This window comes from Klebsiella sp. K5-204 (assembly GCF_030128585.1).
Taxonomy (GTDB): domain Bacteria; phylum Pseudomonadota; class Gammaproteobacteria; order Enterobacterales; family Enterobacteriaceae; genus Klebsiella; species Klebsiella quasipneumoniae.
The window spans coordinates 818464-843673 of the sequence record NZ_JAKUZS010000001.1 but is presented as its reverse complement, the minus strand read 5'-3'; the positions used below and the strand labels follow the sequence as shown (position 1 = coordinate 843673).

Sequence of the window (25210 nt, the reverse complement as noted above, 5' to 3'; positions counted from 1 at the left end):
AACGACCACTCTATATGAATGCGGGTGAATTATGGATATTGCTACAGTACTTAATGTAAAGAACATCAAGCTAAAAATGACTGCCAGAACGAAAGAAGAGGTGATAGAAGAACTCACCGAGTTACTGGTACAGGATGGTGCGGTGACCAATAAGGAGGACTTTATTCGCGATGTTTGGTTACGTGAAGAGCAAGGCTCAACCGGTTTTGAAAATCATATTGCGATCCCGCATGGCAAATCTTCCGGTGTGGCCCGAACCGCATTAGCTATCGGTCGTACCCAACATGAAATCCCCTGGGAGACAATGGATGGTAGCGATGTCCGCTGTATTATTTTATTTGCTGTCTGCCTGGTGGATCAAAATGCCACTCATATTCGCCTGTTAGCGCAAGTATCCGGATCGCTGGCAGACGAAGACATTATTGCTAAGTTACTGGTTGAATCTGATCCACATAAAATCATTGCGCTTTTCAATTCAGAAACTGAAAGCGCCGATGCGTAATACATAGTTGTTAACATCCTTTTGTACCTTATTAAATAAATTACGGAGAATCGAGATGAATATCGTCGGAGTTACCGCCTGTACGGTGGGAATTGCACACACCTATATTGCTCAAAAGAAAATTGAAACAGCCGCCAAAAAAGCCGGTCATAACGTTAAAATAGAGACACAAGGGACCATAGGCATTGAGAATCAATTAACCGCTGATGAGATTGCCATGGCAGATATTGTGCTGCTTGCCGCTGATGTTAAAGTGACGGGAGAAGAGCGATTTGCGGGTAAGAAAGTGGTCAAAGTCGCCACAGAAACGGCAGTGAAATCTCCCAATAAGCTGATTGAAAAACTCAGCGAAATAGTCAATTCATAATTTTATTTCGGCCTGCTGACTCTATACTTAAGGGCGTAACTTATGTCTCTAAAACAAATATGGCAAGCAGCAAATCCTAAAGGACATCTGCTGACCGCTATCTCGTTTCTGATCCCCATTGTCTGTGGCGCAGGGTTTATTATTGCTATCGGCATGGGGCTTGGTGGAACAGTGCAGGACACGTTAACTCCGGGGCAATTTGATTTATGGCAGGCGATGGCCACTCTGGGCGCTAAGGCGCTTGGGCTGCTGCCGGTGGTCATTGCGGTGGGGATTTCCGGCTCGATTGCTGGCAAGCCGGGCATCGCACCGGGATTTGTCGTCGGGCTGGCGGCAAACACCATCAGCGCTGGCTTTATCGGCGGGATGATCGGGGGCTACATTGCCGGCTATATCGCGCTGGCGATCATTAAAAAGGTGAAGGTCCCGGACTGGGCCCGCGGGTTGATGCCGACGTTGATCGTGCCCTTTTTTGCTTCCATAATCAGCTGCCTGATTATGGTCTATATCATCGGTACGCCTATTGGTATCTTTACGGAAGCGCTTACGTCTTTCCTGAGAAGTATGGGTACGTCATCGAATTTAGTGTTGGGCGCAGTGATAGGCGCGCTGTGTATCGTTGATTTTGGCGGCCCGCTCAATAAGACATGCTTTGCCTTCGTTCTGACGCTGCAGGCGCAGGGAATAAATGAGCCGATTACCGCGCTTCAGTTAGTTAACACCGCAACGCCTATTGGTTTCGGCCTGGCTTTTTTCATTGCCAAGCTTCTGCGTAAGAACATCTATAACAGTGAAGAAGTGGAAACCTTAAAATCGGCGGTTCCGATGGGGATTGTTAATATCGTTGAAGGCTCTATCCCGATCGTCATGAACGATATCGTCCGCGGTATCGCCGCCGCGGCCATCGGCGGCGCGTGCGGTGGGGCAGTGACCATGGTATATGGTGCGGACGCCACGGTGCCTTTTGGTGGGGTATTGATGATCCCCACCATGTCACATCCCATGGCCGGCATTATGGCGCTGCTGGTGAATATCGTGGTCACCGCTACAGTCTACGCTGTCATCAAAAAAGATATACCGCGCGATGTCATTGTTAATAACGATCACGAAGAAGAGGATATCGACCTCGATGATATTAAAGTGAGCTAACTTACCTCTATATTATTTTATCAATCGCATTGTGCTATTCCTGCACACCCGCCCATAGCCGACTGTTTCCTGGTTATGGGCTGTGTTTTGCGTCTGGCAGAAGCCCAGGTGAAGGTGGAGCAGGGTGATCATTCTTGTTGCAAAAATGTGAACGCTTCAGTAGCCTTGTCTCTTTCGGAGACAGGAAATGCTCGTCACTGATTCACTTCTGGCTTACACCCTCGCTGCCACTCTACTTACCCTGACGCCAGGTCTGGATACCGCGCTTATACTGCGCACGGCGACCGCTGAAGGCGGGCGCAAAGCCTTGCATGCCGCGTTAGGTATCGATCTCGGGTGCTTTATCTGGGGCGCGCTGGTGGCCTTTGGTTTGGGCGCGCTGCTGGCGGTTTCTGAGCTGGCATATACCTTGTTGAAATGGTGCGGCGCGGGCTACCTTTGTTGGCTGGGCATCCAGCTGCTTCTGCGTCCGCGCCAGCAATTTGACAGCAATCCGGCAGCGGCAACCGCCACGAGCAACTGGTTTCTGCGTGGGATGCTGGGAAATGTGCTTAATCCCAAAATGGGCGTCTTCTACGTTTCGTTTTTACCTCAGTTTATCCCGTCGGGGCATTCCCCCATCACATGGACCTTTCTCCTGGTTACTATCCATGTACTGATTGGTACGCTGTGGTCGTTAACGCTGATTACCGCCACTCGTTATGCCGCCGGTATTCTGAAAAAAACGGCGGTAGTGAAATGGATGGATCGAACGACCGGCTGCCTGTTTCTGCTTTTTGCGGCGAAGCTGGCGATGAGCCGCCGGTAATAAAACAGGGGCCTTTGCCCCTGTTTTTGCGCTTTGCTCAGCTATCTTGAGGTACACGCTCTACGATCCCGGCCAGGTCACACACTGTGCCGGATCAAACACCGTTTTCCAGTCTTGCTTCATATCAACGACGGTCCAGCCATGCGCTTTTGCCTGCGTTAATCCATCAACCAGCTTGTCATAGGCATATTCACACACGGGAGCCGTATGATGAACCAGAAGGCGAAAGGAGACGGGTAAAAAAGCTTATATTAATTTTAGTAATAAAATTAATAGGCTTGACGAAAAATCACGTATCGTCAATGAAATATTACTAGCGGTTATAGTGAATTCTCTGTCACAGATCGGAATACCAGATTAATTCAAAAACGAGACTATATAAAAGGAAATGTTGTTTATTAATAAATTAGCGGCGCTACGGCATCCCGTGTCAGTTACGAAGCATAACTTCCATCGTTGCGTCAAATAAATGGAAGGAAAATCCGAATATCCCTTTAACTTATTATCATGCAAAAGTTTAGTGTATTCATGCTGAATCGATTAAATAATCGTATTATTTTATAGACTACGTATTATGCATTACTGGTGAAAAATGTTATCCTTTGGGCAATATTGATGTGAACTCACTTTCAACTTCGAAATAGTCGGTTGTATCCGTTAGTCGGCGGGGGGAGAGATATAAGATAGGCGAACAATATCTTCTGGTGCGTATTGCAGAAGTGAACGGCTAGTCTATGCTCAATTATTAAAGAGAAATAGTTCAAAACTTTTCAGAACAATAACAACAATGTTTCGTGGGTTGAGGGTGGAAATGAAGCAAATTCTGTTCATTTGTCTGGCGAGCTTGTTCACGATAACAAGTTTCATTTCGCATGCCGCAGAGCCACGACAGCAGGCGACGCCGCAAGAGCGTGCCCGTACGGTATATATCTTTCATCAGCCGATAGTCATGCTGCAGGCTAAATTTGGACTTACCACGCCGGAAGAGCGGGTATTGCGAATTAGAAATACGCTGCGGAATTTCACTGAGGAGGATGTTCGCCAACCTCTCAAACTGGTGTCTGTTACCCGTTATAACCAGCCTGGAAAACTCATCGTGATGAACGGTAAGCCAGTTATGCTGCTTACCGAAGGTGATCTTGACGAAGGGGATGATCTCACGCTCGATCAGGCTGCGCAGCGGGTTATGGCGCGTATGGAGGCACAGAGAACCGCTCTGCGCGACCAGTATAACCGCAGCTGGCTAGTGCTTTCCGCCATAAAAGCCGTTGGAGGTCTGCTTGGGCTAGCTGCGCTTTGGTACGGTGCATACCGCTCATGGCGCAGGGTAAAACATCTATTTCGGCGACGTATCATCGAGAATCGTAGCTGGATCCCCCAAAGCTGGCGACGCTTTATCGGTGCTATCGAAGCGCGACTTTATGCCACATTGATGATCTTGCTGGGCGTCATAGCACTGTATGTCTGGCTGAGCTGGGTATTAAGCCTGTTCCCATGGACACGCGTATGGGGAGCCTCACTGGGCGATTGGTCTGTGCGCGTTTTTCAGGGCATAGCGCTTGCTGTGGTATCTGCCTTGCCGGGCCTGATGATTGTGCTGATTATTTTTATGCTAACCGCTGTGATTTTGAAACTGCTTAAAGTGGTTCTCAATCAGGTGGCAGCAGGGCGTTTGCAACTTCCTGGCATTCATCCGGAAACGGTCGGGGCGACTCGTAAACTGATCGCTGTGGTGGTATGGCTGTTTGCGCTGTCAGCAGCGTACCCTTTTCTGCCTGGCGCTAACTCGCTCGCGTTTAAAGGGATCAGCGTCTTCTTTGGTCTGATGTTGACGTTAGGTTCCGCCGGGGTGATGAACCACGCCATGAGCGGTCTTGTACTGATTTATTCCCGCGCGCTGCGCAAAGGCGATGTGATACGCGTGGCCGATAACGAAGGACTGGTGAGTGAAATTGGTATGTTGGCCACCAAGATTATTACCCGAGAAAATTACGTGGTCACGGTGCCTAATGCGGTGGTTGTGAGTGGAAAAATCACCAATTTGAGCGCACATGCTCACGGTGGTGGCATCAACCTGACCATCAGCGTGACGATTGGTTATGACACACCCTGGCGACAGGTTCATGCCATGCTAGAGCTCGCCGCCAAACGGGCAAGCTCAGTCGATCCGGCTCAACCACCGCTGGTACGCCAGCTCAGTTTGATGGACTGGTATATCGCCTATGAATTACAGGTACAACTGAAAGCAGGGCAATCCTTAGCCGCAGCACGCAATGAACTTTATAGCCATATTCAGGATGTATTTAACGAATTCAACGTACAGATTATGTCCCCGAATTATGTTATGCAACCCGAGGGTTCAGTCACTGTTGCCAAAGAAAACTGGTATTCAGCCCCGGCGGTTCCTCCTGATGGCAGTAAAAATGTGAGTGCGTAACTTATTTCCGTCCTTCCTGATAAAGAGGGACATTTTGTAATATAAATTGGCAGATAGCGCATGAAAAAAAAATTGATACTGGTATGTTTTGGGCTCCTTATTTCGCAGACCACGCAGGCGAGCGCACTCTACTTCTACGAAATTGGCACAGAAGATACAGCACTGGCAGGCGCAGGGCAGGCTGCTCGCGCTCAGGATGCATCAACCATTGTCACCAACCCGGCCGGGATGACTCGTTTGCCTGACCATATGTTTACCGGGGGAGTTCAGGCGATGGACGGTGATGTATCTTATTCACTTAACGATGACGCCGGACGTAAGAGCCCTGGGGATATTATGCGCTTCTTCCCTAATGCCAGCGCATTCTATGCGCAAAAAATCAATGATGATCTCTATGCTGGCCTCGGCATTTACGGCAACTATGGCCTGGGGATTGACTTTGGTCAGTGGGCTGGGGACAGATTAATCAAGAAAAGCACCATGGTGGCGATGACACTCAGCCCTTCAATCGCTTACAAATTAAGCGATAGAGTGTCTGTGGGCGGCTCTGTAAACATCAACTATGGCTTCCTGTCATTAACACGTAACGTCGATAATACTGATGAAACGCAGAAGGATCACGACTGGGCGTTAGGGTATCGTCTTGGCTTGCTGATGCAGCTGACGGAACAGACCCGGCTTGGTATAGCATGGACGAGTAAGACAGAATACGATTTTGATATTGATGGTAAGGCGCGCTTGCCGAATTTAGCCAACGTTGAGTACGAGCTTCCTGTCTCAGCGCAGGTACGCGCGCCTCAGCAAATTATGCTGAGCCTGGTGCATGATATCAATAAACGATGGTCGGTGATGGGCGATCTCGGTTGGCAGGACTGGAGCCAGTTTGGCGCCCCACAAATTGCGGTGGTGGGGCAGGAACTGGATAAAAAGAGCCGTCTGAAGGATTCCTGGCATACGGCATTAGGCGTGCAGTACCGTCCTACCGAACAATGGCGTCTCAACGCTGGTGTTGCCTTTGACAGCACGGTATACAATTCGCAGAGTGACGTAGCGCTCACATTACCGACGGGTGATGAATGGCGTTTTGCCACAGGCGCCCAGTACCAGATTACACCGCAGAGTAATATTGGCGTCGCCGTCTCCTACTTGCATATGCAATCGTCTCACGTTCAGTCGCCTGCTATCTATAGCGGTAGCTACAACCACCCATATTTATGGTTTGCTAATGTAAACTATAGTTATCAATTCTAATGGCTGATGTCTTTGCCGTGCAATGCGCGGGGAGGGATGCACAAATGATTTTTTGTGCCCTCGTAAAGGGACATCACCGCCTTTGTACGGTGGGTGTGGCGTTTATCCTGAATCAGTTTGATTAATTCGCCTGTATATCCTGAGCGCTGGTTATCCACGATCCTTCGGGTCTTTCTTTGAGACCCGGGGGCGATGGTAAGTGGCGCAGGGAAGACGCCCGGCGGTCTGTTTCTGTGACTTGCCAGCTATCATTAATTTACATTTATAAAGCCCTTGGGCCAGTCGTTATTTATTGTCAGTTTATTGAGCAGGAGCATTAACTCATAATCGCTGTGTAAGTTAAATTTCCTCATCACCATATATTTATGCGCATAGACCGTTTTCTCACTCACCATCAGTTCTTCGGCAATTTGCATGACTGACATCCCCTCATTTAAACAGCTCATGATGCGGATTTGCTGTGGCGACAGTTTGGTAAGCTGGCAATCACAACATGATCCGGTTGAGTGCCGATAATTTGTCTGCTGCAGCCGGTGCCAGGCGGTATGCATTGCTGTACGTAACTGCGTCACGGAATGTCGGCGAGAGAGAAAGATAATATCCTGAAAGCAAGAGGGTAGCGCTGAGACACGCATGTCATCATCAACAATACCAATCACAATGCTTTTTTTTCGACTCCGCAGTTCAGGGCGGCAAATAAAACATTCTCCTGGGCATAATGCCAGCACAATAACGTCCGCTACCTTCACGCTTTCTGAGGTAAAGTTAAAACTGAAATTCACTTTAGTGTTGTGCTGACAAAAAAAATCATTAAAAAAAAAGGTCAGTCCACGCCTAAAGAGGGTATCCCACTCTTTTATTACAATGTTAACCATTTACTATACCGAAACATAATTATTAAGCGCAGCTGCATTGGGGGAATAATAGACGCAGCTTTTTTACCCTGTTAGCTTCCTGAAGGGGAAGACGACTCAGGCGCCTATGACCCGCTATAGCCAGCGACCCGTCAGTTGTATTGCATTGTCAAAACGACAACGGCATGAATGGAACCTGGTGTTGGCCTTCCCGCCACTGAGGTCACCATGGCGCTCATCGGAATCGTCGCCGTTCTGTCTGCGGCAATATTTTGCGTGATGCTGGATCCGCTGCCCATCAACAAACCTGTAGTAGCATCAGACATCGCAATGGCCACACGGGTTGCAGTGCCACTGTTTTGGTAATAATTCATGCCCGCTTCCGGGTCAGGCGTTCCGCTAAAACGGGTTGTCACGCTTAGCGTACCCGGCGGACAGCGGGAAAACAGGAGATTAAAGGTAACCGGATCGGAAGATGACCCGGGGGTGAACATGTTTGTTGCCTGAATATTACCAAGATCAACATTCATATTTTCACTCCCCCCGTTAAAGACGCAGGGCGCTGCGATAATACGACCTGTGACTTTGATATCGACGTTGTCTGCCGACAACGCAGGCAATACTATTGCGCATGCCATCAGCAACACGAGTTTATTCATTTTCATTTAACAGTCCTTATTGATAGGTAAGACTCAGCGTTGCGGAGGCATTGGCGATGCCGGTGGTTACCGTTGTATTGGTCTGATAGTAGCGTGCGGTTAACGGAAACATCTCCTGGCCGCCATTGGTTCTCTTCAGAACAAGATTATTGCCAAGGATGAGAGGAGTATTGTTATAAACCAGCTGCACGCCAACCCCCTGTGCGACGCCTGCGCTTCCCTGACCGGTTAACGCCAGCACGGTATTATCGCTGACGTCTGGATTTTGTGCCCCGGAGAGCATGACGTTAATATTGGCTCCGGCATCACAGTCCAGAATGAGATTCTGCGTTTTCTGCGCATTAGCGGGGGTTGATCCCACCGCAGAACCAAACTCGCTGACCAAAACGTCCCCCAGTTCAAATACCATATTCGACGTTGTCACCGCGCATGCCACCTGGGTAATAGATCCGGCCCCCGCATTGACGGGGATCTCAGGAGCTTGTTCTCCGCCGAGATATTGCATCGTAAAGGCGACAAACGATGCCAGTTGCCCCGTTACTGAGCCAGATGTAATATCACCAATCTTCCAGAATTGTATAACCGGCTGATAATCATGAATAACCAGCTCGCCTGGGTTTGAAGACCAACTGGACATTGAAGCGTTACCGCGGTCAATATAATCGGTGCCGCTAAATGTCGACGCGCCTGCTTTGGAGTTCATGTAAAAGCCAAAAGAAATACCCACCCCAGGCACATTGGTTTGATAAACGCGCCGCGCGCCGTACGTCGCGACATAGGGTAAAATAGCGCTTTTCATTCCTGAGCTAGACCCTTCATTGCCGGTTGTGACGCAGGTATAAGCATGTGCTAAGGAGCCATATATCTCATTGCTTATCGCCTGGCCAACGGGAACATCGCGCTGAACGATAATATTGCCATAATCCACGGTATAGGGAGAGCCGATGTAAGTATAATCACAACAGAAGCCACTCAATGGAAACAACACAGCCAGCATTAATAATGCAGATCGGAAAAGTCGCATACCTATGCACCTGATATAAAAATTCATTTCAACGTTATCGGCAAACAGCATTATCGATAATCACATCGTTATTCAGCTTCGTCATGTTTATCGAGTAATGAACCCTGCAGGTGTTCACGGATTGATTTCCCCATTTCACGGTCAGGTTTACCTCGGGATCGAGACCCGTCAAATAGACCTGTCCGCTATCACCCACGATAAAACTGTTATGATCTGTTCCATCAACGCTGGCCATTGCGCCAAACGGCACTAACTGGCCGTTTCGCTGGCTCAAGGTCATCAACATGCGAACGCCTACGCTTGCCCGATAGTTCGCCCTGACAATCGCGCCACGCGTAGGAACCACGGTTTTGACCGTTTGCTCTAAATCAACATTAGCCGGTAATGTTTCAGTGATTAATGACACATCATTTTTGCGATAAGGCATTAAGTTAGAGGCAACCGTATATCCGCGATAATCGGTTGTCGCTCCGGTCATATTCTGGATGCCTACGCCGGCAGCCCCGGGGGCGGCAATCAGCACGTTGGTTTCACCCAGGGGCTGAGAAAACGTCACGCCATTGGCATGCGCAACCACGCCCCCCTGAATCCCATAATTCAGACGATCGGTATTTTTGTCATAGCTGTACCCGGCTGTGATTTCGCCATAGGTGCCGCGATAATCACCATTCATATTGCCGGTGTAGGCCGCATCGTGAGTGCCGAAACCCTGTTGAATATTCCAGTTGAGCGCATTATTCGGCAAAGCAACGCCATTTAACCCAGCGCTGTGTGTCGTACCGTTATTCTTGCTGGTATTCATGCCATAGTTTGCCCATGTCTGCGGCAACAGTTTTTCCAGGGGAATGCTGATATTCAGCGCCAGCATCTGGTTTTTATCGTCGCTGTGGGCTGAGCTGTACGATCCCGCGCTCCCATTCTTACTCAGCGTCCAGGTCAGGCCATAACTGATACTGTGCCAGTAGTTGTTATACCCAACGCTCCATGATTCCATTGCCTTACCCGAATTCCAGTAATCTTCACGCGCGGCGTTCAGCATCAACGATCCCAGATGGTCTCCCAACCCCTGGCTCAACGTCAGCTCAGCACGGTTGCGGCGTCGGTCCTGAAGCGCCTGACTGTCACCGTAAGAATCCAGGACCTCTTGCATGCCATAGTAGCCGCTGGTCGAATAGCGGTAGCCGGCAATCGCGAAGTTGGTGCCCGTTGCGGCAAAATTTTTACTGTATCGAGCCCGCCATGATTGCCCCCTGGATTTCGGCATATTTTGCGGCGTGGACCAGCCCTGGGTGATATCGCTGGAGATTGCGCCAAAGTTACCCATGTTTTTACCGACGCCCGCGGCGAGGGACTGGTACTTACTCGACTCCTGTAATCCGCCGTAAAACGTAAAGCCATAGGGCAAACCGAGAATAACGCTCATCTGAGCAAAGGGCGTTTTGTCCACGCTGCCGTTGTAAGAACGATATTGGCCGCCCGTTAACGCATATTTTATTCGGCCTTCACGCTGTAATACGGGAAGGGAGGCAAATGGCACGCTAAAGTGCTGCTCACTGCCATCAGCCTCTTTAATAGTGACATCAAGATCGCCGGCGCCGCCGGTAGGATACATATCCGTGATTTCAAAAGCCCCCGGCGCCACAAAGCTCTGGTATATCTGATAGCCATTCTGGCGAATTATCACCTGGGCATTGGTCCGGGCGATACCACGCACCACTGGGGCATAGCCCTTAAGGGAGTCGGGCAGCATGTCATCATCGGAGGCAAGTTGTCCTCCCCGAAAAGGCATGCTGTCGAAGACATCTGCCGGGGCAGAGCTATCACCCAGCGTGAGCTGCGACTGTAACGGGATTATCGTACGCTGAGCATAGGTATAAACCGTCTTCCAGGCATCGTGACCCTGTGAATCGCGCGACCAGGTGGTGTAATTTCTTAACCGCCAGGGGCCAATATTCACGCCAGGACGCAGGTTGGCATACTGATTATCGCTGGTGCTGCTGTTGCTATTTTTTGCCCAGTTATTGGCCCCACTCAGACTGTAGTTGAGCAGGGCGGCGTTAATCCCTTGATCCCAGCGATCCGGCGACACCGCTCCGCGCGCTTGCGCTGATAGTGCCGCTTGCGGAATGCTCAATACCAGACGCTGCATGGCAAACTGGAAATCCGTACTGGCCTGAGGGATCGCGGACAGGTTCGCACAGGATGTTTCGCCTTTTAACGCGGGAAAAAGTCCAGTCTTCACTCCCCAGCTTTCTAATTGCTCAATGGATAAACAGGGGACTAATTTGTCATCACCGCCAGGCCCTTTCAGCAACACAAACCTGATATCGCGGGTATCAACTAACCGATCGTCCAGGACGATATCAACATGATAATCCCCGGGAGCTTGCGCGCCCGATTCAAAACCAGAAAGATCGACTTTTTCTGTCCCCGGATTATCCAGTTCAACCAGTTCTGGATTAAAAAAATCGCGACTATAGCTATTTTGCGTATTACTGAAGAGCGCGATGGTTATCAATAATGCCAACCGTGGAGAACGTGCTTTTATATAATCCATTGCCATCATCATAAATCCCACTCAGTGTCTTTTCGCTGGTCTACAGACTGGCTTTGTGTTCTGCCCCGGGACTGCCATAATCATTGATAATTTTGAATGTCACTGGCCCGCCCGTTACGCCGGAGGGTAAATCAAACGTCGCTGTGCTACCGGGTAATACATAACTGACATCGGGTAATTTTTTACCTGATAGTGAAATTTCGTTAAAATTCATGACATGCCGAGTCGGATTGTTTACCTGTATCTTATTACCGACGCGTTGCCAGCGTAATTTATCGACCTGCTCTTCAGGGGATGCGCCTTTCATCGCCGCCGGACGGTAGATGAGCTTGATTCTGGTTTTAATGGCAATTTGCAACGTATTGTCAACTTTAGCTGCAGAGGGTATGGCTTTTATATTAAGCCAAAATAAGCTCTCTTTATCCTGAGGTAATGCTCCGGTGGCAACAATGCGCTCGACGTTTTGTTGGCCATTATTCAGTCGATATAACGGTGGCGTAATGATGAAAGGCGCCTTTTCGGCACCGCCATCCGGCGTTTCGATCCAGGACTGGATCAGGTAGGGGGTTTTATCAGGATTATTTATGCCAATTGAGGCTTCTTTTTTATTACCATCAAAAATGACCCGCGTACCACCAATAACGACACCGGCCTGAGCAGCGGATAAGCCAATACTCAATATCGTGGTGGTAAGCAAGATACTGCGAAGAACATTCATTTTAGACCTCTGAAACATGGGGCCGTATCGACCCCATCAGCTTTTCTGGACAGAAAATCAGTTATATACAATGGAGAAGTTAGCAACAGAGTTGGCCGTACCCGGCGTTACTGATGCCGTGGTGGAGATATATTGCGCGTAGAATTTCAGCGTATTGTCCTGGGTGCTGCTAAGGGTGTAGTTATAGCTGTTCTCACCGTGTAAAGGCAGGTCGACTTTATCGGCGGTCATCAGGTTAATCGCCACCCCTGACGCCGCACTGGAGGTTGAGGTATCAATAGCCAGCAGGTTAGGGTTGGTCAGATCGGGGGTGCCATCAAAGCGTACTTTTGTCGAAGTCACTGTGGTTGGGCAGTTTTTAAGCACGATATTAAAATCCTTTGCAGCCGCTTTTGCGCCACTGTTCGGAAATTCAGTTTTATAAAAGTTACCGAGATTGACCTGCTGGTTTTGCGATGCCACATCGACTTCACAGGCAGTATCAAGAATATTGCCGACGAAATTCACGGTGCCAGCGGCAGCAAAAGCGTGAGACATAGACAGCGCTGCAGTTGCGGTCAAGGCAACTAAAACAAGACTCTTTTTCATTACGTTGTTTCCTTATTAACTTGGTTTGCCACTTATATTCAGGCAATAGGGTGCCGATGAGCGTTACACTCTTTTTGTACCAGCGCCTTATTTATTACTGTGCAGCATGGCAGCCATAATTAATTACGGTAAGATCATGAACTGTTCTGCTGGCTGGCTAAAATTTATCTAATCACTTTCTTAAACTCAAATGATTTGTGGGTCTATAAGTAGACTCTCACTTAACGAATAAGTAACATTCCTTTTATTAGTGTGTTTATTAAGGCCCAGTCTATTTTTAGACTCAAAGGTCATGAGGCACAAAATCAATTACTTAGAGTACATCTTTAGCACGGTCTACTTTTGGACCCTAAACCAATATTTCGCGGTTTCTTCATTTTTAAGATAATTCGTCGGGTCGATCAATAAAGCGATCACCGTAGAGGAATTGAGGCAGCATATGAACACGCGCTTAACCACCCCGGAAAACCAGGACAAATCAATTGCCCTGGAATTAAAACCATTTCGGCACATCGAGACTCTGATAAATCATGTGTTGCCAGCAGCAGAAAGAGTAGTGATCGGCAGAGGTGAGGTCGTGCATTATTATAAAGATGGTATCCGGCAATGTTTTTTACTATTGCAAGGTAGCGTCGCGCTGCACCGTCGCGGCGATGGCATTGTTTTAAATTCTGAATCATCACCCTTTATTCTGGGCGTCAGTAGTCAGTTTTCCTCAGAGCATCTCTATGTGAGAGCACTGGAGACGTCAGAGATCGCCCGGGTGTCACTGGATTGTTTTAATCACATCGTGGCGCAACTGGATCTATGGGAGCATTTTTCGAAACTCCTGATTTACACGGCCTCCCGGGTGTATGAGCATTGCGCACAAATCTCGCAGATGTCGGCCTATGACATCATCCGCTTTCAGCTTGTTGAACTGATGCAAGAGCCGGATGCGATACGGCAACAAATTACGGCTGCAGCCTATATTAAGAGCCGAACCTATCTTTCACGGAGCGGGATTATGCGAATTCTGGCAGAGCTGCGAACCGGGAACTACATCACCATGGAACGGGGTATACTTCTTGATATCAACCATTTGCCTCGAAAATACTGACGATGAGGATACCCGCAACAGGAAGCCAGGCTATAATCAGACAGGTCAATCTAAAGGTTATCGGTTATGTCCTCTTCAGCAAAACCTCACAGAGGTTCACCCTACGCGCAAGAGTTGATAATGCATATACAGCCGTATTGCACGCCACGTAAAACCGAAAGGGGGGAGCAACTGGATTTCAAGGTGAATGGCCAGGGGATGTGTTACCTCATCCTTGAGGGAACCGTAGCGGTTTATCGCCGAAACGATAATATGATGCTGTCCACTGCGCGCAGTCCCGCCGTGTTTGGTCTTGCCAATCTGACGGATATTTACTTCGATGATTACATTAAAACTATCAACTCCTGCGTGATTGGCGAGATCTCCACCGCTCGTGTTCATGACATCATTAAAGAAAAGTCGTTATGGGGACTGCTCTCAAAGCAACTGATGTTTGTGTATGGCCGACTTTACAACAATGTGATGCCGCAGGGCGCACCGACGGCGTACGAGATGATCCGCCAGCAGTTGCTCAATTTAATCGAAGAAGATGAGAGTTATCGCGCCGCAGTCACAGCGGAACTCTACATCCGTGAGAAAACCCATCTTTCTCGCAGCGGCGTCATGCGCATTCTTGCAGATTTAAAAACGGGTGGTTTTATCGAAATGGAAGAGGGAAGACTCATTAAAATCCATAAGCTTCCCGCCAGGTACTAAATTCAGACACCGTCAGACAAAAAAACGCCCTCATCTCCATTTAGCGACCACACCAGGGTCAATGATAATTTTTAATGCCCAGGGCAGGGCGCGCCATGTTCTACCCAGTGGTGCAACGATCGGGCGGGATCGTCCGCTTAGCCAGTTTTTTTTGCAAAATGATGATAATAATTGGGGATCCTGATGCGGAAATTGCACATAGCGCCAGCAACGTATCCATATTCTGGAGCGCCATGCGATGGTCAGGTAACAGAAAAGCGGACAGGAAAAATGCGGCAGTCGTCATCAGATACATCATGGACGTCTGTAATGAAGAGAATCCCGCTCGTTGGTTGTTATCAGGAAACTGAATCGTAACCGCCGAAGATGAAACCAGACGACTGTAAGCTGCCCCGAGAAATAACGTCATAAACAGCGCCGGATGCGGATAGCCCAGGAGGGGTATCCGCAAGCTCAGAATAAAAACGAGGGTTGACCCGGTCGCCAAACTCAAGGCAGAAAAACGAGAGGTTAATGCCCCTGTCATTCTTGTTGACAGATACCCCGCCAGTCCCCCGCCGAAGAACAGCCAGGGCAGCAGGCTTTCAGAAGCCCCCAACAGCTGCGTCATTAACGGCGCCAGAACAGGAATGATCAGCATTGGACTAAACTGTACCAGCGCATTACCGGAAGCAAACAGTAAAGTATCAACATCGAGGGGTAGCGCGTGAGACGTGTCGAAAGTGACTGGGTCCTGAGGGATGACAGTGACGATCAATGGCAATGCCAACAAACAGAGCGTGCTGATTAACCACAACGCGACATGCCAACCGTAATGAGTACACAAAAATAATATAGCGGGCATCCCCACAACGCTTACCAGCGAAAATGACGCAATCACCGTCGCCAACATTTTTCCGCGCAAGTCAGCCGGCGTGTGGTTTATCAAAATACCGATCCCCACCCCCATTGTCGTCCCTCCAACCAGCCCTGCGAAGAATCGCAAGGTAAGAAGAAGAGGAAAACGGGTTATGAATGTTGTCAACAGTGTCGCCATGGCTAGCAGCACCATATTAGCGATAAGAAAACGCTTCTTATTGCAACGGTCAACCCAGTAAAAGGCGATAATTCCCGACAGGACGGCTCCAGAGGTGTACATACCGGATACATAGCCTGAGAAGGAGACGGGAACAGCGAAATCCGCGGCCATAAATGTAAAAACAGGACTGAACATCATATATTCCAGCGCATTAGTAAACTGCACAAAAGCGATGACCAGCGCTATCCGTATCAGCGCCTTTTGATTAAATGTTGTGGTGACCCGTGGCATAGCAAGCGACCTGTTGATGAAAGATAACCTAGCTTAACTGCTATCAAACTTATCGATTAGATGGTAAAAATGGCACTCATTATTATCATATGTGGGATAGTTGATGCGGCCAGTTCTTGATTTTAATGCGCTGAAAGTCTTCATCGCTGTAGTTGAAAGAGACAGTTTTGTGGGGGCTTCGAAAGCCCTTGAAATGCCGGCATCAAATGTGAGCCGTTGCATTGCTCAGCTAGAAGATAAACTGAATCTTCAGCTTATTGAACGCAGTACCCGACATATGAAACTCACTCAGGCGGGGCATCTACTCTATTCCCGGGCGAAGCCATTACTGGAAGCGCTTGAGCAAACTGAAACCGAATTAACGTTGCGGCAAATGCAATTCAAGGGGCCACTACGTATCTGTATTCCCAATGAAATCGGTCCTGCACTGCTGGGCGCTATTGTTGCCGATTTCGCCTGTCAGCATCCGGACCTGGAGATAAGTTGCGTCACCAATTTGTCTGGTTATGAATCCCTGCGCGATGATCTGGATCTCGCTGTCATTGTGAGTCGTGGTCAGATGGATGACAGTGACTACATAGCCCGTCATCTGGTGACCATCCCTTGCACCATCGTTGCGGCCCCCTCCGTTATCCAGCGTTATGGCACGCCTTCTCGTATACAGCAATTTGAAGAATTGCCCTGTATTACAACGGTAAATGCGCTTAAAGGCGCTCCCTGGCAGTTTGTGAATAAAAAGGGCGGATTCGAGACGATTAAAGTGAACGGTCGTTATCGGGTCAACAGCGGGGAGATGGCAGGGCGAGCGGCCATCTCAGGCGTCGGTTATGCCATCCTGTCGAAACAAGCCTGCCAGCCCTATATTGACGATGGCCGGTTAATCGAAATTGAATTTGAACAATCGGCGGCCCCCTTGCAATTGTTCGCCCTGTATTCCGATCGGCGTTATTTGCCGGCAAAAACAAGAGCGCTTATTGATTTCATGTATCAGAGATTGAGTCATGAATAAGAGGCCATCATCAGCGCACCTGGATGCGCTGTCCCGTTCAGCCGGCGCTCTTGCCGCTCATCACCTCGACTCAAGCACCATTGAATCACTCCTCGCCGATCGCCTAAAAGCGTCTGTTAAAGCTTATCTTTTTAGCCATTGCCCTGGCGATGGCCGGGGCGCTTTCTACGGGCAAGCTCAGGCCTTCAAGTCCAGAACGACATGGCTGAATGTTTGATAGGTTTTTTCATCTGGCGCAGGCGGAATTTTGGCGACTTTCAGCGCGGACATCACCTGCGCGCAGAATGGCCGATCGCCGTTCTCGACCGCCGGATCCTGCACCGTGCCGTCACGCTGCAGGGTAAAGCGCACCGAGCATTTTTGCCCTTGCCAGGAGTCCGGCTGGTCTATGTTAGCGAAGATAGCCGCCTGGATCCGCGCCAGATAGCGTGAGGCTTTGGCCTGCGGTGACGTATCTGCACCCGTTTGATAATCGCGAAGTATCTTATCCACTTCTGCCGATATTTGAGCGTCTTCGGCGCTGTCCGGCGCAGAAGCATGACCCGAACAGGCGGAAAGGAGTAAAGAGAGGGTGCAAACGAGCACGGCGTTAATTTTCGCGGACATGGTAAGCCTCCTTGCTGGTGGTGAAACATTTCGTGTACGAGGCGGTTATCCTCTGTTATTCCGCGAGATTATTCAAACGCTGAATGCATAGTGCTCGCTTTAAGTGACACCGTCACATATCTTTGGCTTTCGTCGCGGACGGTTAGGCCATCCAGTCGCGAATCAGGTCACCGTATAGCCGTTCTGCCTCCGCCAGCCGGCTGAGCAGGCAGTACTCGTCGGTTTGATGAGCCATCGACGGCTCCCCGGGGCCGAGAATAATACAGGGCGGGTTGCCCAGGGCAGGCAGCAGCAGCGAGGCGTCGGTAAAGTAGGGCACCACGCGCGGTGTAATCGGCTCAGCGTGCAGCGGCTGACAGCGTTGGTAAACCTGCTTAATCCATGCATGATCCTCCCGGCTCAGGACCGCAGGCAGGTCGACCAGCGTGGTGACCGTAACGCTTTCGCCCAGCAGCGTCGTCAAGCGCTCCCGGATAGCGGCGTGCTGTAAATTGGGCGCGCTGCGGATATCGACATCAAAACGCGTGCGGTCCGGTACGGAATTAATATTGAGTCCGCCCTCTATGCGTCCGACGTTGAGGGTGGGTTGCTTCATCAGCGGATGCGGCGCGCCCGGCGAAAAATGCTGGATCTTACCCAGCGCATCCGCCGCAAGATAGATAGCATTGATCCCCAGCTCCGGCATCGCGCCGTGGGCGGTTTTTCCCCGCGTTTCGCAGCGTAGCCAGAGGGCGCCTTTATGACCGATAACCGGGTAGTTGGCGGTGGGCTCACCGACGATCAGCGCGCCCACCTCTGGCAACGTCTCGGAGGCGATCAGCGCCCGCGCGCCGTCGCAGCCGGTCTCTTCTCCGCCGGTGATCAGCAATAGTGCGCCGCGCCCGGCGCGAATCGTTTGCCGCTGATGAACGCAGGCGACGGCAAATGCCGCTATCGCCGCTTTCATATCGCTCGACCCGCGTCCATAAAGACGCCCGTCTTCCATCTGCGCACCGAAAGGATCGTACTGCCAGCGGGCATTTCCCAGCGGGACGGTATCCAGATGTCCGGTAAAAGCCAGCGGTTTACCGCTCTTCGACCCGGGCAGCCTGGCGATAAGATTGCAGCGTCCCTCGCCGAATGACGACAGCGACACCTCAAAACCGCTATCGGCAAGCCAGTCGGCGAAGAACCGCATGCAGTCGGCTTCGCTGCCCGGCGGGTTGATGGTGTTAAAGCCCAGCAGTTGCCGGGCGAGCTCAAGGGTAGCGGTCATCAGCGGCGTTCCGTCAGCCAGTCGAGGCAGTTAATCCACAGCTGGCGATAGCCGGGCCATTTGGCAAACTCTTCCGGCAGCCAGTGCGCCGACATGTCGCTGGTCCACACCAGCGAGCGCCCCCGCTGATATTCGCGAATGGCCAGCAGAGGATGATCGGTACCGGCCACGGTCGCCAGCAGTTTACCTTCCGGATGCATTTCAACCTCGTTATAGCCCAGCAACCACGGCCATTCGCCCGGAATATCGTTAAACAGGGGGTGAGATCCCGCCACTTCAGCAAAGCAGCCTTCCGGGGTTTCAATGCGATCGTCCCAGGCCAGGCAGCGAACCGGCAGCACTTTCTCCACCGCGGTATTACGGTAGCGCGCGCCGCCGTTGATCCCCTGGAAGCTATAATAGCCGCCGATCATCATCAGCGCCCCCCCGCCGGCCACGTAATCATGCAGGAGCGTTAGACGGTTGGCGGTGCGGCGGCTCTTCAGCCAGGTGTCCGGATGCAGCAGCAGCGTATTGGCGCCGATATCCGAAAGGATGATCGCATCCCAGTGTTCCAGCGCTTCCAGCGTCAGCGGAAAGTCTGTCGCCGCCGCGTGGGCGGGCATATAGGTAATGGCATAGGGACTGTCGGCGAGCGCGGCCAGAAAATCCGTTGCGCCGGTGTGCCAGGTGGCGGTGGCAAACTGGTCGAAGCCTTTAACGTGCGTTGAGGTGCTGGTCCAGGACTCACCGACCAGTAAGATTTTTTTCTGCATGATGACGTTTCCTTTTATCCGCCAAAGACCCGCTGGGGGTTTCCAATCATTAAGGTTTCAAGCTGTTCGCCGCTGACGCCGTGGCGCCGCAGACGCGGAACAAAATGCTTGAGTATGTAGCCGTAACCGTGGCCGCCGTAGCGGGTGAGCATGGTTTTCAGGAAGACATCCTGCGACAACAGAATGTGCTGGATATAGCCGTCGTCAATTAACTCGCGGATCGCGCGGGCGTTCTCCTCGTCGGAGGGCGACTGCGCTGACTCGTCGGCGTAGTAATAGCTCATGCCAATCATGTCGTATTCGAGGAATGCTCCGCGCTGGGCCAGTTCGCGCTGGTAGCGCTTATCGGCAAAGCTGGGGTTCATATGGCACAGCACGGTATGGCGTAAATCGGCACCTTCCAGCTCGAGAATATCCAGCACCCGATGACCCAGCCGTTCCCAGCCCGGCAGATGGACCTCGATCGGCACGCCGGTCGCGGCGCTGGCCCGACCCGCAGCGCGCAGGGATTTCTCCTCATCCGGCGTAAAACGGCTGGAGATACCGATTTCGCCGATAAGCCCGGCGAGTACCTCCGGTTTCTCCTCCGCGCCGCCAAGATCGTAAATCAGCCGTTCGGTCAGCTGTTCAACGCTGCTGGTCCTTACCCACTCGGGGTGAGAAGGCTCCAGATAGAGGCCGGTACCCATAATAATGTTCAGACCGGTCAGACGCGCGATGCGCGCCAGCGCTTTCGGATCGCGGCCAATACCGATATTGGTCGGGTCGACCACGGTTTCGCCGCCAAGGGCGCGATATTTAGTGAGTTCCTCAATCGCAACGTCGACATCAAACAGCTGACAGTTATCGCGGCTCATCAACGGATTCAGTGACAGTTCGCCAAGGTTTTCCATTTTCACCGGCATTTCGGCAAGATGGCGATCGCTACAGCAGCAGGGCGGCACCCATTTGCCGGAGGCATCCAGCAGAATATGCTCATGCATCAGGGTGACGCCCATTTCGTTAATCGGCAGCGGGCCAAGCACTGTCATCACGTAACCGCTGCTGACGCCAACCGGCAACGGTGAGGGATGACGAAAAATTGATCCGTTCATCAGCTATCCTTTTGCCGCGGAGCGCGTGGGGTTGAGAATGCGGGTGTTCAGCCAGATAGCCAGCAGGATAATGGTGCCGGTAGCTATCTGGGTGTAAAACGGCGAAATATGCGACAAGATCAGCCCGTTCTGAATGACCGCAATCGACAGCGCGCCCAGCAGCGTGCCGATAATGGTACCGAAGCCGCCAAACAGGCTGGTACTGCCGAGCACCACGGCGGCAATAACCTGCAGTTCAAAGCCTTCACCCTGGTTGGAGGAGCCGCTGCCGAGGCGAGCGGTAATGATCATTCCCGCCAGCGCGGCGGCCATACCGCTGAGGATATAGACCTTCATCGTGACGGCTTTGGTGTTAATCCCGCTGCGTCGCGCGCCTTCGGCGTTGGCGCCGATAGCGGTCACGTAGCGACCAAAACGCATGTGATTAAGAACGATATGCCCGATCACCAGAATCAGAATGCCGAGCAGCGCGGGCATGGGGATACCGACTACCCACGCGCGTCCGATAAAGGTAAACAGGCTGTCAGCCGGAACCGGAATCGAATAACCCTGAGTGATCAGCAGCGCGATGCCGCGAACCACAGCCAGAGTGGCGAGGGTGACGATAAACGCCGGAATCCCTTCATAGGCAATAAAGAAGCCGTTGATGGCGCCAACGACGCCGCCGAGCAGCAGGCCGCCGAGCAGTACCACCGGCCACGGCAGCCCCCAGCTATTCAGGGCGATAGCGGAGAGTGCGCCGACCAGCGCCAGGGTAGAGCCCACCGACAGATCGATACCGCCGGTGGTAATCACCAGGGTCATCGCCGTCGCGACGATCAGCAGCGGGGCGCTCTGACGGATGATATTCAGCCAGTTGGTGCCGGTGAGAAAGTTGCTGGTGATCAGCGAAAACACCACGCAGCAGAAGACGAAAAAGAGCGCGATGCTGACCACGCCCGAGTGGTTATGCAGCAGGCGGCGCGGCAGCGAATGCTGGATCATGCGGGAGCTGCTTAAGTTCATGATACTCATCCTGTTACCTCAATGTGCAGCCGCAGAGCGGGCGGTGAATTTTTCGCCCACAATCAGGTTAACGATATCGTTCAGGCTGGTGTCGGACACCCGCCTGTCAGCGACATTGGTACCTTCATACATCACCATGATCCGGTCACACACCAGGAACAGGTCCTGCAGGCGGTGGGTAATCAGAATCACGCTCACCCCGCGAGCGGAAACGCGGCGAATGAGTTCCAGAACCGCTTCGACCTCCGCGACGGCCAGCGCGGCGGTGGGTTCATCCATAATCAGGACTTTCGGGTCAAAGGCCGCCGCGCGGGCGATGGCAATAGCCTGGCGCTGGCCGCCGGAGAGATTTCGCACCAGCAGGCGGGTATCCGGAATAGAGATCCCCAGCCCTTTAAGCATCTCTCTGGCATCGGCGTGCATTTTGGCCTCGTCGAGAAAGGGAATACCGAGGACCGATTTCATCGGCTCACGGCCCATAAACAGATTGCCCGCGACGTCGACCGTGTCGCAGAGCGACAGATCCTGATAGACCATCTCGATATGGCAGCGGCGCGAATCGGCCGGATTGGTAAACTGCTGCTGTTCACCGTCGATACGAATCGTGCCGCTGGAGGGGATCACCGCGCCAGAGAGCACTTTGGTGAGGGTGGATTTCCCCGCGCCGTTATCGCCCACTAAACCCAGCACTTCGCCCGGGGCCAATTCGAGGTTAACGCCGCGCAATGAACGTATCGACCCGTAGGTCTTGGTGATATTGATCATCTCCACCCTTGGCGGGGTAGTTTGTGGCTGCTGCATCTGATAACTCCCATCGCTATTGCCGGGAAAATGTTCGCCATCCTGCGGGAGAGACTCTATCCGACACGGTTTACAATCTAGTAAACCGGTTTACCTGCGGAACAGAGCCCTCGCCAGTACAGTCAGGACAAACGCTATGTAAGATATTTGTTCGCCAGTAAGAACATTGCAGCATCCGTGCCAGGGCAGGAACAACACAGCAGCCCTGTAACTTAACCTTATGTATTCAATAGGTTTTATTGATTACGATCCGGTAAACCGGTTTACTGATTATAGTGAATAAATTGTTAATTGATCGTTTTTTGCGCCAAAACCGGGCGCTTTTGCGTCATTATGGGACATGCTTAACAGATCTTGATCGAGTCGCGACCAATCCATTCAACCGGCAGGCGGGTTTCCGCAGGGATATCCGGATCGTCGTTTAGCAGGCGCATCATGATGTGCACCGCGGTGCGCCCCAGTTCCCGGGCGGGCTGGCGGATAGTGGAGATCCGCGGCTGGGTAAAATCGGCATAATTGGCGTCATCGAAGCCGACTAGCGAAAGCGCCTCCGGCGCCTGGAGCCCGCTGGCGCGTAGACCGTCAAGCAGACCGAGCACCAGATAGTCGCTGGCCGCGAAGACGGCGGTAGGGCGAACCGGTTGGCTGAAGAGGTGCCGCAGCGCCTGCTGGCCAAACTCGCGCTGATAGTCGCCGTACATCACCCATTCGGGCGGCCAGCTCAGGCCGGCTTGCTCCATCGCGGTGCAAAAACCCTGATAGCGCTCACGGACGCTCATCAGTTTGTCCGGGCCGCCGACGAAAGCGATATGACGATGCCCGGCGGCGATCAGTTTTTCGGTGGCGATGCGCCCGCCCTGGACGTTATCGGCAAATACTTTTGGAACCTGACTCCCGGGAATATCTTCATCCAGCAGGACAATGCGTTCGTGACGCTGGATCTCCTTGCGCAGCAGGCCGTTATCGGGGCGGTTGGTGGTGAACAGCAGACCGTCTACCTGGCAGGTATCCAGCCAGCGGATGAACTGGCACTCTTTTTCCGGGTTGTTGCGGGTGATACACAACACCAGGCTGTAGCCGCTGGCAGAAGCGGCCTCTTCGGCAGCGTCGGCCAGCTCGGCAAAGAAGGGGTTGGTAATGTCGGGGAGCACCAGGCCGAGCGTCTCGCTGCCGCCTTTACTCAGACGGCGCGCCAGGCTATTGCCGCGATAGTCCAGTTCGCGAATGGCGGTTTCGATACGGTCGATGGTGTCCTGCGGCAGCACAATACTGTTGTTCATATAGCGCGACAGGGTCGCTTTCGACAGCCCCGCCAGCTTTGCCACATCAGATAACAATACGCGTTTTATACTCATTTCCTGCGCCATCTCTGCCAGAATCGGCTATCTGTAACATAGTTAAGCGCGGTGGATACAGCAATTTCTCTGTGCGTAATAACCGAAAATAAATGCTTGACAAATTTTAATCAGCAGAGAATTGTATAGGCAGTTTACCGCATCATCCGGGAAGTCATTCCCAAACCCGTTTAAGTCATTCCAGTCGCGCACCGACACGGACCGGTTGCCGGGATGACATTAAGCAGGTATCCGCCGAACGATCGATGATTGTTCTGGCCATATAGACGATATTTGCCCGCCAAAAAAACAATCCTTCTGCGTTCGCATGCGGCGCGGAACTCTGCTGGCTATCAACTATTCCCGACGAGGATACTGATGATGTTATTTCACACCGGAAAACTGCGTTTACTTGCTGTCGCCACGACGATGCTGGCATCGATAAGTTTTATTTCTGCCGCCAGCGCTGCCGGTCCGACTTATGCGCTGGTGCAAATCAATCAGCAGGCGCTGTTCTTTAATTTGATGAATAAAGGCGCGCAGGATGCGGCTAAGGCCAGCGGCAAGGATTTAGTTATTTTCAATTCTAACGATAATCCCGTGGCGCAAAACGACGCGATAGAAAACTATATTCAGCAAGGCGTTAAAGGCATTCTGGTCGCCGCTATCGACGTTAACGGAATTATGCCAGCGGTAAAAGAAGCCGCCGCCGCTAACATTCCGGTGATTGCGATTGATGCCGTATTACCTGCCGGACCACAGGCGGCCCAGGTCGGCGTGGACAATATTGAAGGCGGCAGAATTATTGGTAAATATTTTGTGGACTACGTGCAGAAAGAGATGGGTGGCAAGGCGAGGGTGGGGATTGTCGGCGCGCTGAATTCGGCCATCCAGAACCAGCGGCAAAAAGGGTTCGAAGAGACGCTGAAAAGCAATCCGAACATTACCATCGCTAACGTGGTCGACGGGCAGAACGTGCAGGATAAAGCGATGACCGCGGCGGAAAACCTGATCACCGGCAACCCGGATCTGACAGCAATCTATGCCACTGGCGAACCCGCGCTGCTCGGCGCTATCGCCGCCGTAGAAAACCAGGGGCGGCAGAAGGATATTAAAGTGTTTGGCTGGGATCTGACGGCGAAGGCGATTTCCGGTATTGACGGCGGCTACGTAACCGCCGTCCTGCAGCAGGATCCGGAAAAGATGGGCGCCGAAGCCCTGAATGCGCTGAACAGCATCACGTCGGGAAAAACCGTGCCGAAAACCATTCTGGTTCCGGCGACGGTGGTAACCAAAGCGAACGTCGATGCTTACCGTCCGCTGTTTAAGTAGG

Annotated in this window: 24 protein-coding genes and 1 pseudogene; 10 read left to right on the top strand and 15 right to left on the bottom strand. The window is 51.8% G+C overall.

Going from position 1 to position 25210, the window contains the following annotated elements; all coding sequences use genetic code 11:
• The first annotated feature begins 31 nt into the window (after nt 1–31).
• The 4 genes from MKR05_RS04205 (at nt 32) to MKR05_RS04190 (ending at nt 2826) form a co-directional block, all read left to right on the top strand.
• Nucleotides 32–502, top strand: a complete 471-nt coding sequence (locus tag MKR05_RS04205) for a PTS sugar transporter subunit IIA (RefSeq protein ID WP_044523281.1) — start codon at nt 32–34, stop codon at nt 500–502.
• A gap of 55 nt (nt 503–557) precedes the next feature.
• The gene (locus tag MKR05_RS04200; protein ID WP_004179922.1) at nt 558–869 is read left to right on the top strand and encodes a PTS fructose transporter subunit IIB; all 312 of its coding nucleotides are present in this window, start codon (nt 558–560) and stop codon (nt 867–869) included.
• Between the two features lie 42 nt (nt 870–911).
• A complete protein-coding gene (locus tag MKR05_RS04195) occupies nt 912–2018 on the top strand; it encodes a PTS fructose transporter subunit IIC (protein ID WP_044523279.1) in 1107 nt (368 codons plus the stop codon).
• A gap of 187 nt (nt 2019–2205) precedes the next feature.
• Nucleotides 2206–2826 carry a LysE family translocator gene (locus MKR05_RS04190; RefSeq protein ID WP_048297524.1) on the top strand — a complete coding sequence of 207 codons (621 nt, stop codon included), beginning with the start codon at nt 2206–2208 and terminating at the stop codon, nt 2824–2826.
• A 60-nt stretch (nt 2827–2886) separates the two neighbouring features.
• On the opposite strand, the pseudogene MKR05_RS04185 reads toward MKR05_RS04190, so the two are convergent.
• Nucleotides 2887–3057: pseudogene (locus tag MKR05_RS04185) on the bottom strand (haloacid dehalogenase-like hydrolase); the annotation flags it as partial.
• 580 nt (nt 3058–3637) lie between these two features.
• Between MKR05_RS04185 and MKR05_RS04180 the strand changes: the two are divergent.
• A complete protein-coding gene (locus MKR05_RS04180; RefSeq protein WP_101976437.1) occupies nt 3638–5263 on the top strand; it encodes a mechanosensitive ion channel family protein in 1626 nt (541 codons plus the stop codon).
• Between the two features lie 60 nt (nt 5264–5323).
• Nucleotides 5324–6514, top strand: coding sequence for an OmpP1/FadL family transporter (locus tag MKR05_RS04175; protein WP_087824271.1), 1191 nt, complete (start codon nt 5324–5326; stop codon nt 6512–6514).
• 251 nt (nt 6515–6765) lie between these two features.
• Here the strand turns inward: MKR05_RS04175 and MKR05_RS04170 are convergent, their stop codons facing one another.
• The 6 genes from MKR05_RS04170 to MKR05_RS04145 form a co-directional block, all read right to left on the bottom strand.
• Nucleotides 6766–7389 (bottom strand): LuxR family transcriptional regulator, encoded by a 624-nt coding sequence (locus tag MKR05_RS04170; RefSeq protein WP_048297522.1) that lies wholly within the window; start codon nt 7387–7389, stop codon nt 6766–6768.
• 131 nt (nt 7390–7520) lie between these two features.
• Entirely contained in the window at nt 7521–8033 is a 513-nt protein-coding gene (locus tag MKR05_RS04165) for a fimbrial protein (protein ID WP_044523270.1), read from the bottom strand.
• Between the two features lie 10 nt (nt 8034–8043).
• Nucleotides 8044–9051 carry a fimbrial protein gene (locus MKR05_RS04160; protein ID WP_044523267.1) on the bottom strand — a complete coding sequence of 336 codons (1008 nt, stop codon included), beginning with the start codon at nt 9049–9051 and terminating at the stop codon, nt 8044–8046.
• Between the two features lie 34 nt (nt 9052–9085).
• Entirely contained in the window at nt 9086–11620 is a 2535-nt protein-coding gene (locus tag MKR05_RS04155) for a fimbria/pilus outer membrane usher protein (protein WP_077263838.1), read from the bottom strand.
• A 28-nt stretch (nt 11621–11648) separates the two neighbouring features.
• Nucleotides 11649–12326, bottom strand: coding sequence for a molecular chaperone (locus MKR05_RS04150; protein WP_048298670.1), 678 nt, complete (start codon nt 12324–12326; stop codon nt 11649–11651).
• A gap of 57 nt (nt 12327–12383) precedes the next feature.
• Entirely contained in the window at nt 12384–12914 is a 531-nt protein-coding gene (locus MKR05_RS04145) for a fimbrial protein (protein WP_023289719.1), read from the bottom strand.
• 439 nt (nt 12915–13353) lie between these two features.
• Between MKR05_RS04145 and MKR05_RS04140 the strand changes: the two genes are divergently transcribed.
• Together MKR05_RS04140 and MKR05_RS04135 are read left to right on the top strand one after the other, a co-directional pair.
• The gene (locus MKR05_RS04140; RefSeq protein ID WP_048297520.1) at nt 13354–14013 is read left to right on the top strand and encodes a winged helix-turn-helix transcriptional regulator; all 660 of its coding nucleotides are present in this window, start codon (nt 13354–13356) and stop codon (nt 14011–14013) included.
• A 66-nt stretch (nt 14014–14079) separates the two neighbouring features.
• Entirely contained in the window at nt 14080–14709 is a 630-nt protein-coding gene (locus MKR05_RS04135; RefSeq protein WP_048297519.1) for a helix-turn-helix domain-containing protein, read from the top strand.
• Between the two features lie 100 nt (nt 14710–14809).
• On the opposite strand, the gene MKR05_RS04130 is transcribed toward MKR05_RS04135, so the two are convergent.
• On the bottom strand, nt 14810–16018 hold the full coding sequence (locus tag MKR05_RS04130; protein ID WP_064154598.1) for an MFS transporter: 1209 nt from the start codon (nt 16016–16018) through the stop codon (nt 14810–14812).
• A gap of 103 nt (nt 16019–16121) precedes the next feature.
• Here MKR05_RS04130 and MKR05_RS04125 point away from each other — a divergent pair, with 103 nt between their 5' ends.
• Entirely contained in the window at nt 16122–17027 is a 906-nt protein-coding gene (locus MKR05_RS04125) for a LysR family transcriptional regulator (protein ID WP_064154599.1), read from the top strand.
• Nucleotides 17028–17204: 177 nt separating this feature from the next.
• Here the strand turns inward: MKR05_RS04125 and MKR05_RS04120 are convergent, their stop codons facing one another.
• From MKR05_RS04120 to MKR05_RS04090, 7 genes are all read right to left on the bottom strand, one after another.
• A complete protein-coding gene (locus MKR05_RS04120) occupies nt 17205–17633 on the bottom strand; it encodes a cell envelope integrity TolA C-terminal domain-containing protein (RefSeq protein ID WP_064154600.1) in 429 nt (142 codons plus the stop codon).
• Nucleotides 17634–17775: 142 nt separating this feature from the next.
• On the bottom strand, nt 17776–18888 hold the full coding sequence (locus MKR05_RS04115; protein WP_080820165.1) for a M20 family metallopeptidase: 1113 nt from the start codon (nt 18886–18888) through the stop codon (nt 17776–17778).
• Nucleotides 18888–19643, bottom strand: a complete 756-nt coding sequence (locus MKR05_RS04110; protein ID WP_023289712.1) for a glutamine amidotransferase — start codon at nt 19641–19643, stop codon at nt 18888–18890. The genes MKR05_RS04115 and MKR05_RS04110 overlap by 1 nt, the downstream gene beginning before the upstream one ends.
• Before the next feature lie 14 nt (nt 19644–19657).
• A complete protein-coding gene (locus tag MKR05_RS04105; RefSeq protein ID WP_048297514.1) occupies nt 19658–20737 on the bottom strand; it encodes a phosphotriesterase in 1080 nt (359 codons plus the stop codon).
• 3 nt (nt 20738–20740) lie between these two features.
• Nucleotides 20741–21742: an ABC transporter permease gene (locus MKR05_RS04100; RefSeq protein WP_072413205.1), complete on the bottom strand. Its 1002-nt coding sequence runs from the start codon at nt 21740–21742 to the stop codon at nt 20741–20743.
• A gap of 18 nt (nt 21743–21760) precedes the next feature.
• A complete protein-coding gene (locus MKR05_RS04095; RefSeq protein WP_072199055.1) occupies nt 21761–22507 on the bottom strand; it encodes an ATP-binding cassette domain-containing protein in 747 nt (248 codons plus the stop codon).
• A 380-nt stretch (nt 22508–22887) separates the two neighbouring features.
• Nucleotides 22888–23910, bottom strand: a complete 1023-nt coding sequence (locus MKR05_RS04090; protein WP_032428845.1) for a LacI family DNA-binding transcriptional regulator — start codon at nt 23908–23910, stop codon at nt 22888–22890.
• Between the two features lie 345 nt (nt 23911–24255).
• Here MKR05_RS04090 and MKR05_RS04085 point away from each other — a divergent pair, with 345 nt between their 5' ends.
• Complete coding sequence (locus MKR05_RS04085) at nt 24256–25209, top strand: substrate-binding domain-containing protein (protein ID WP_238874990.1); 954 nt, start codon at nt 24256–24258, stop codon at nt 25207–25209.
• Nucleotide 25210: the final 1 nt, after the last annotated feature.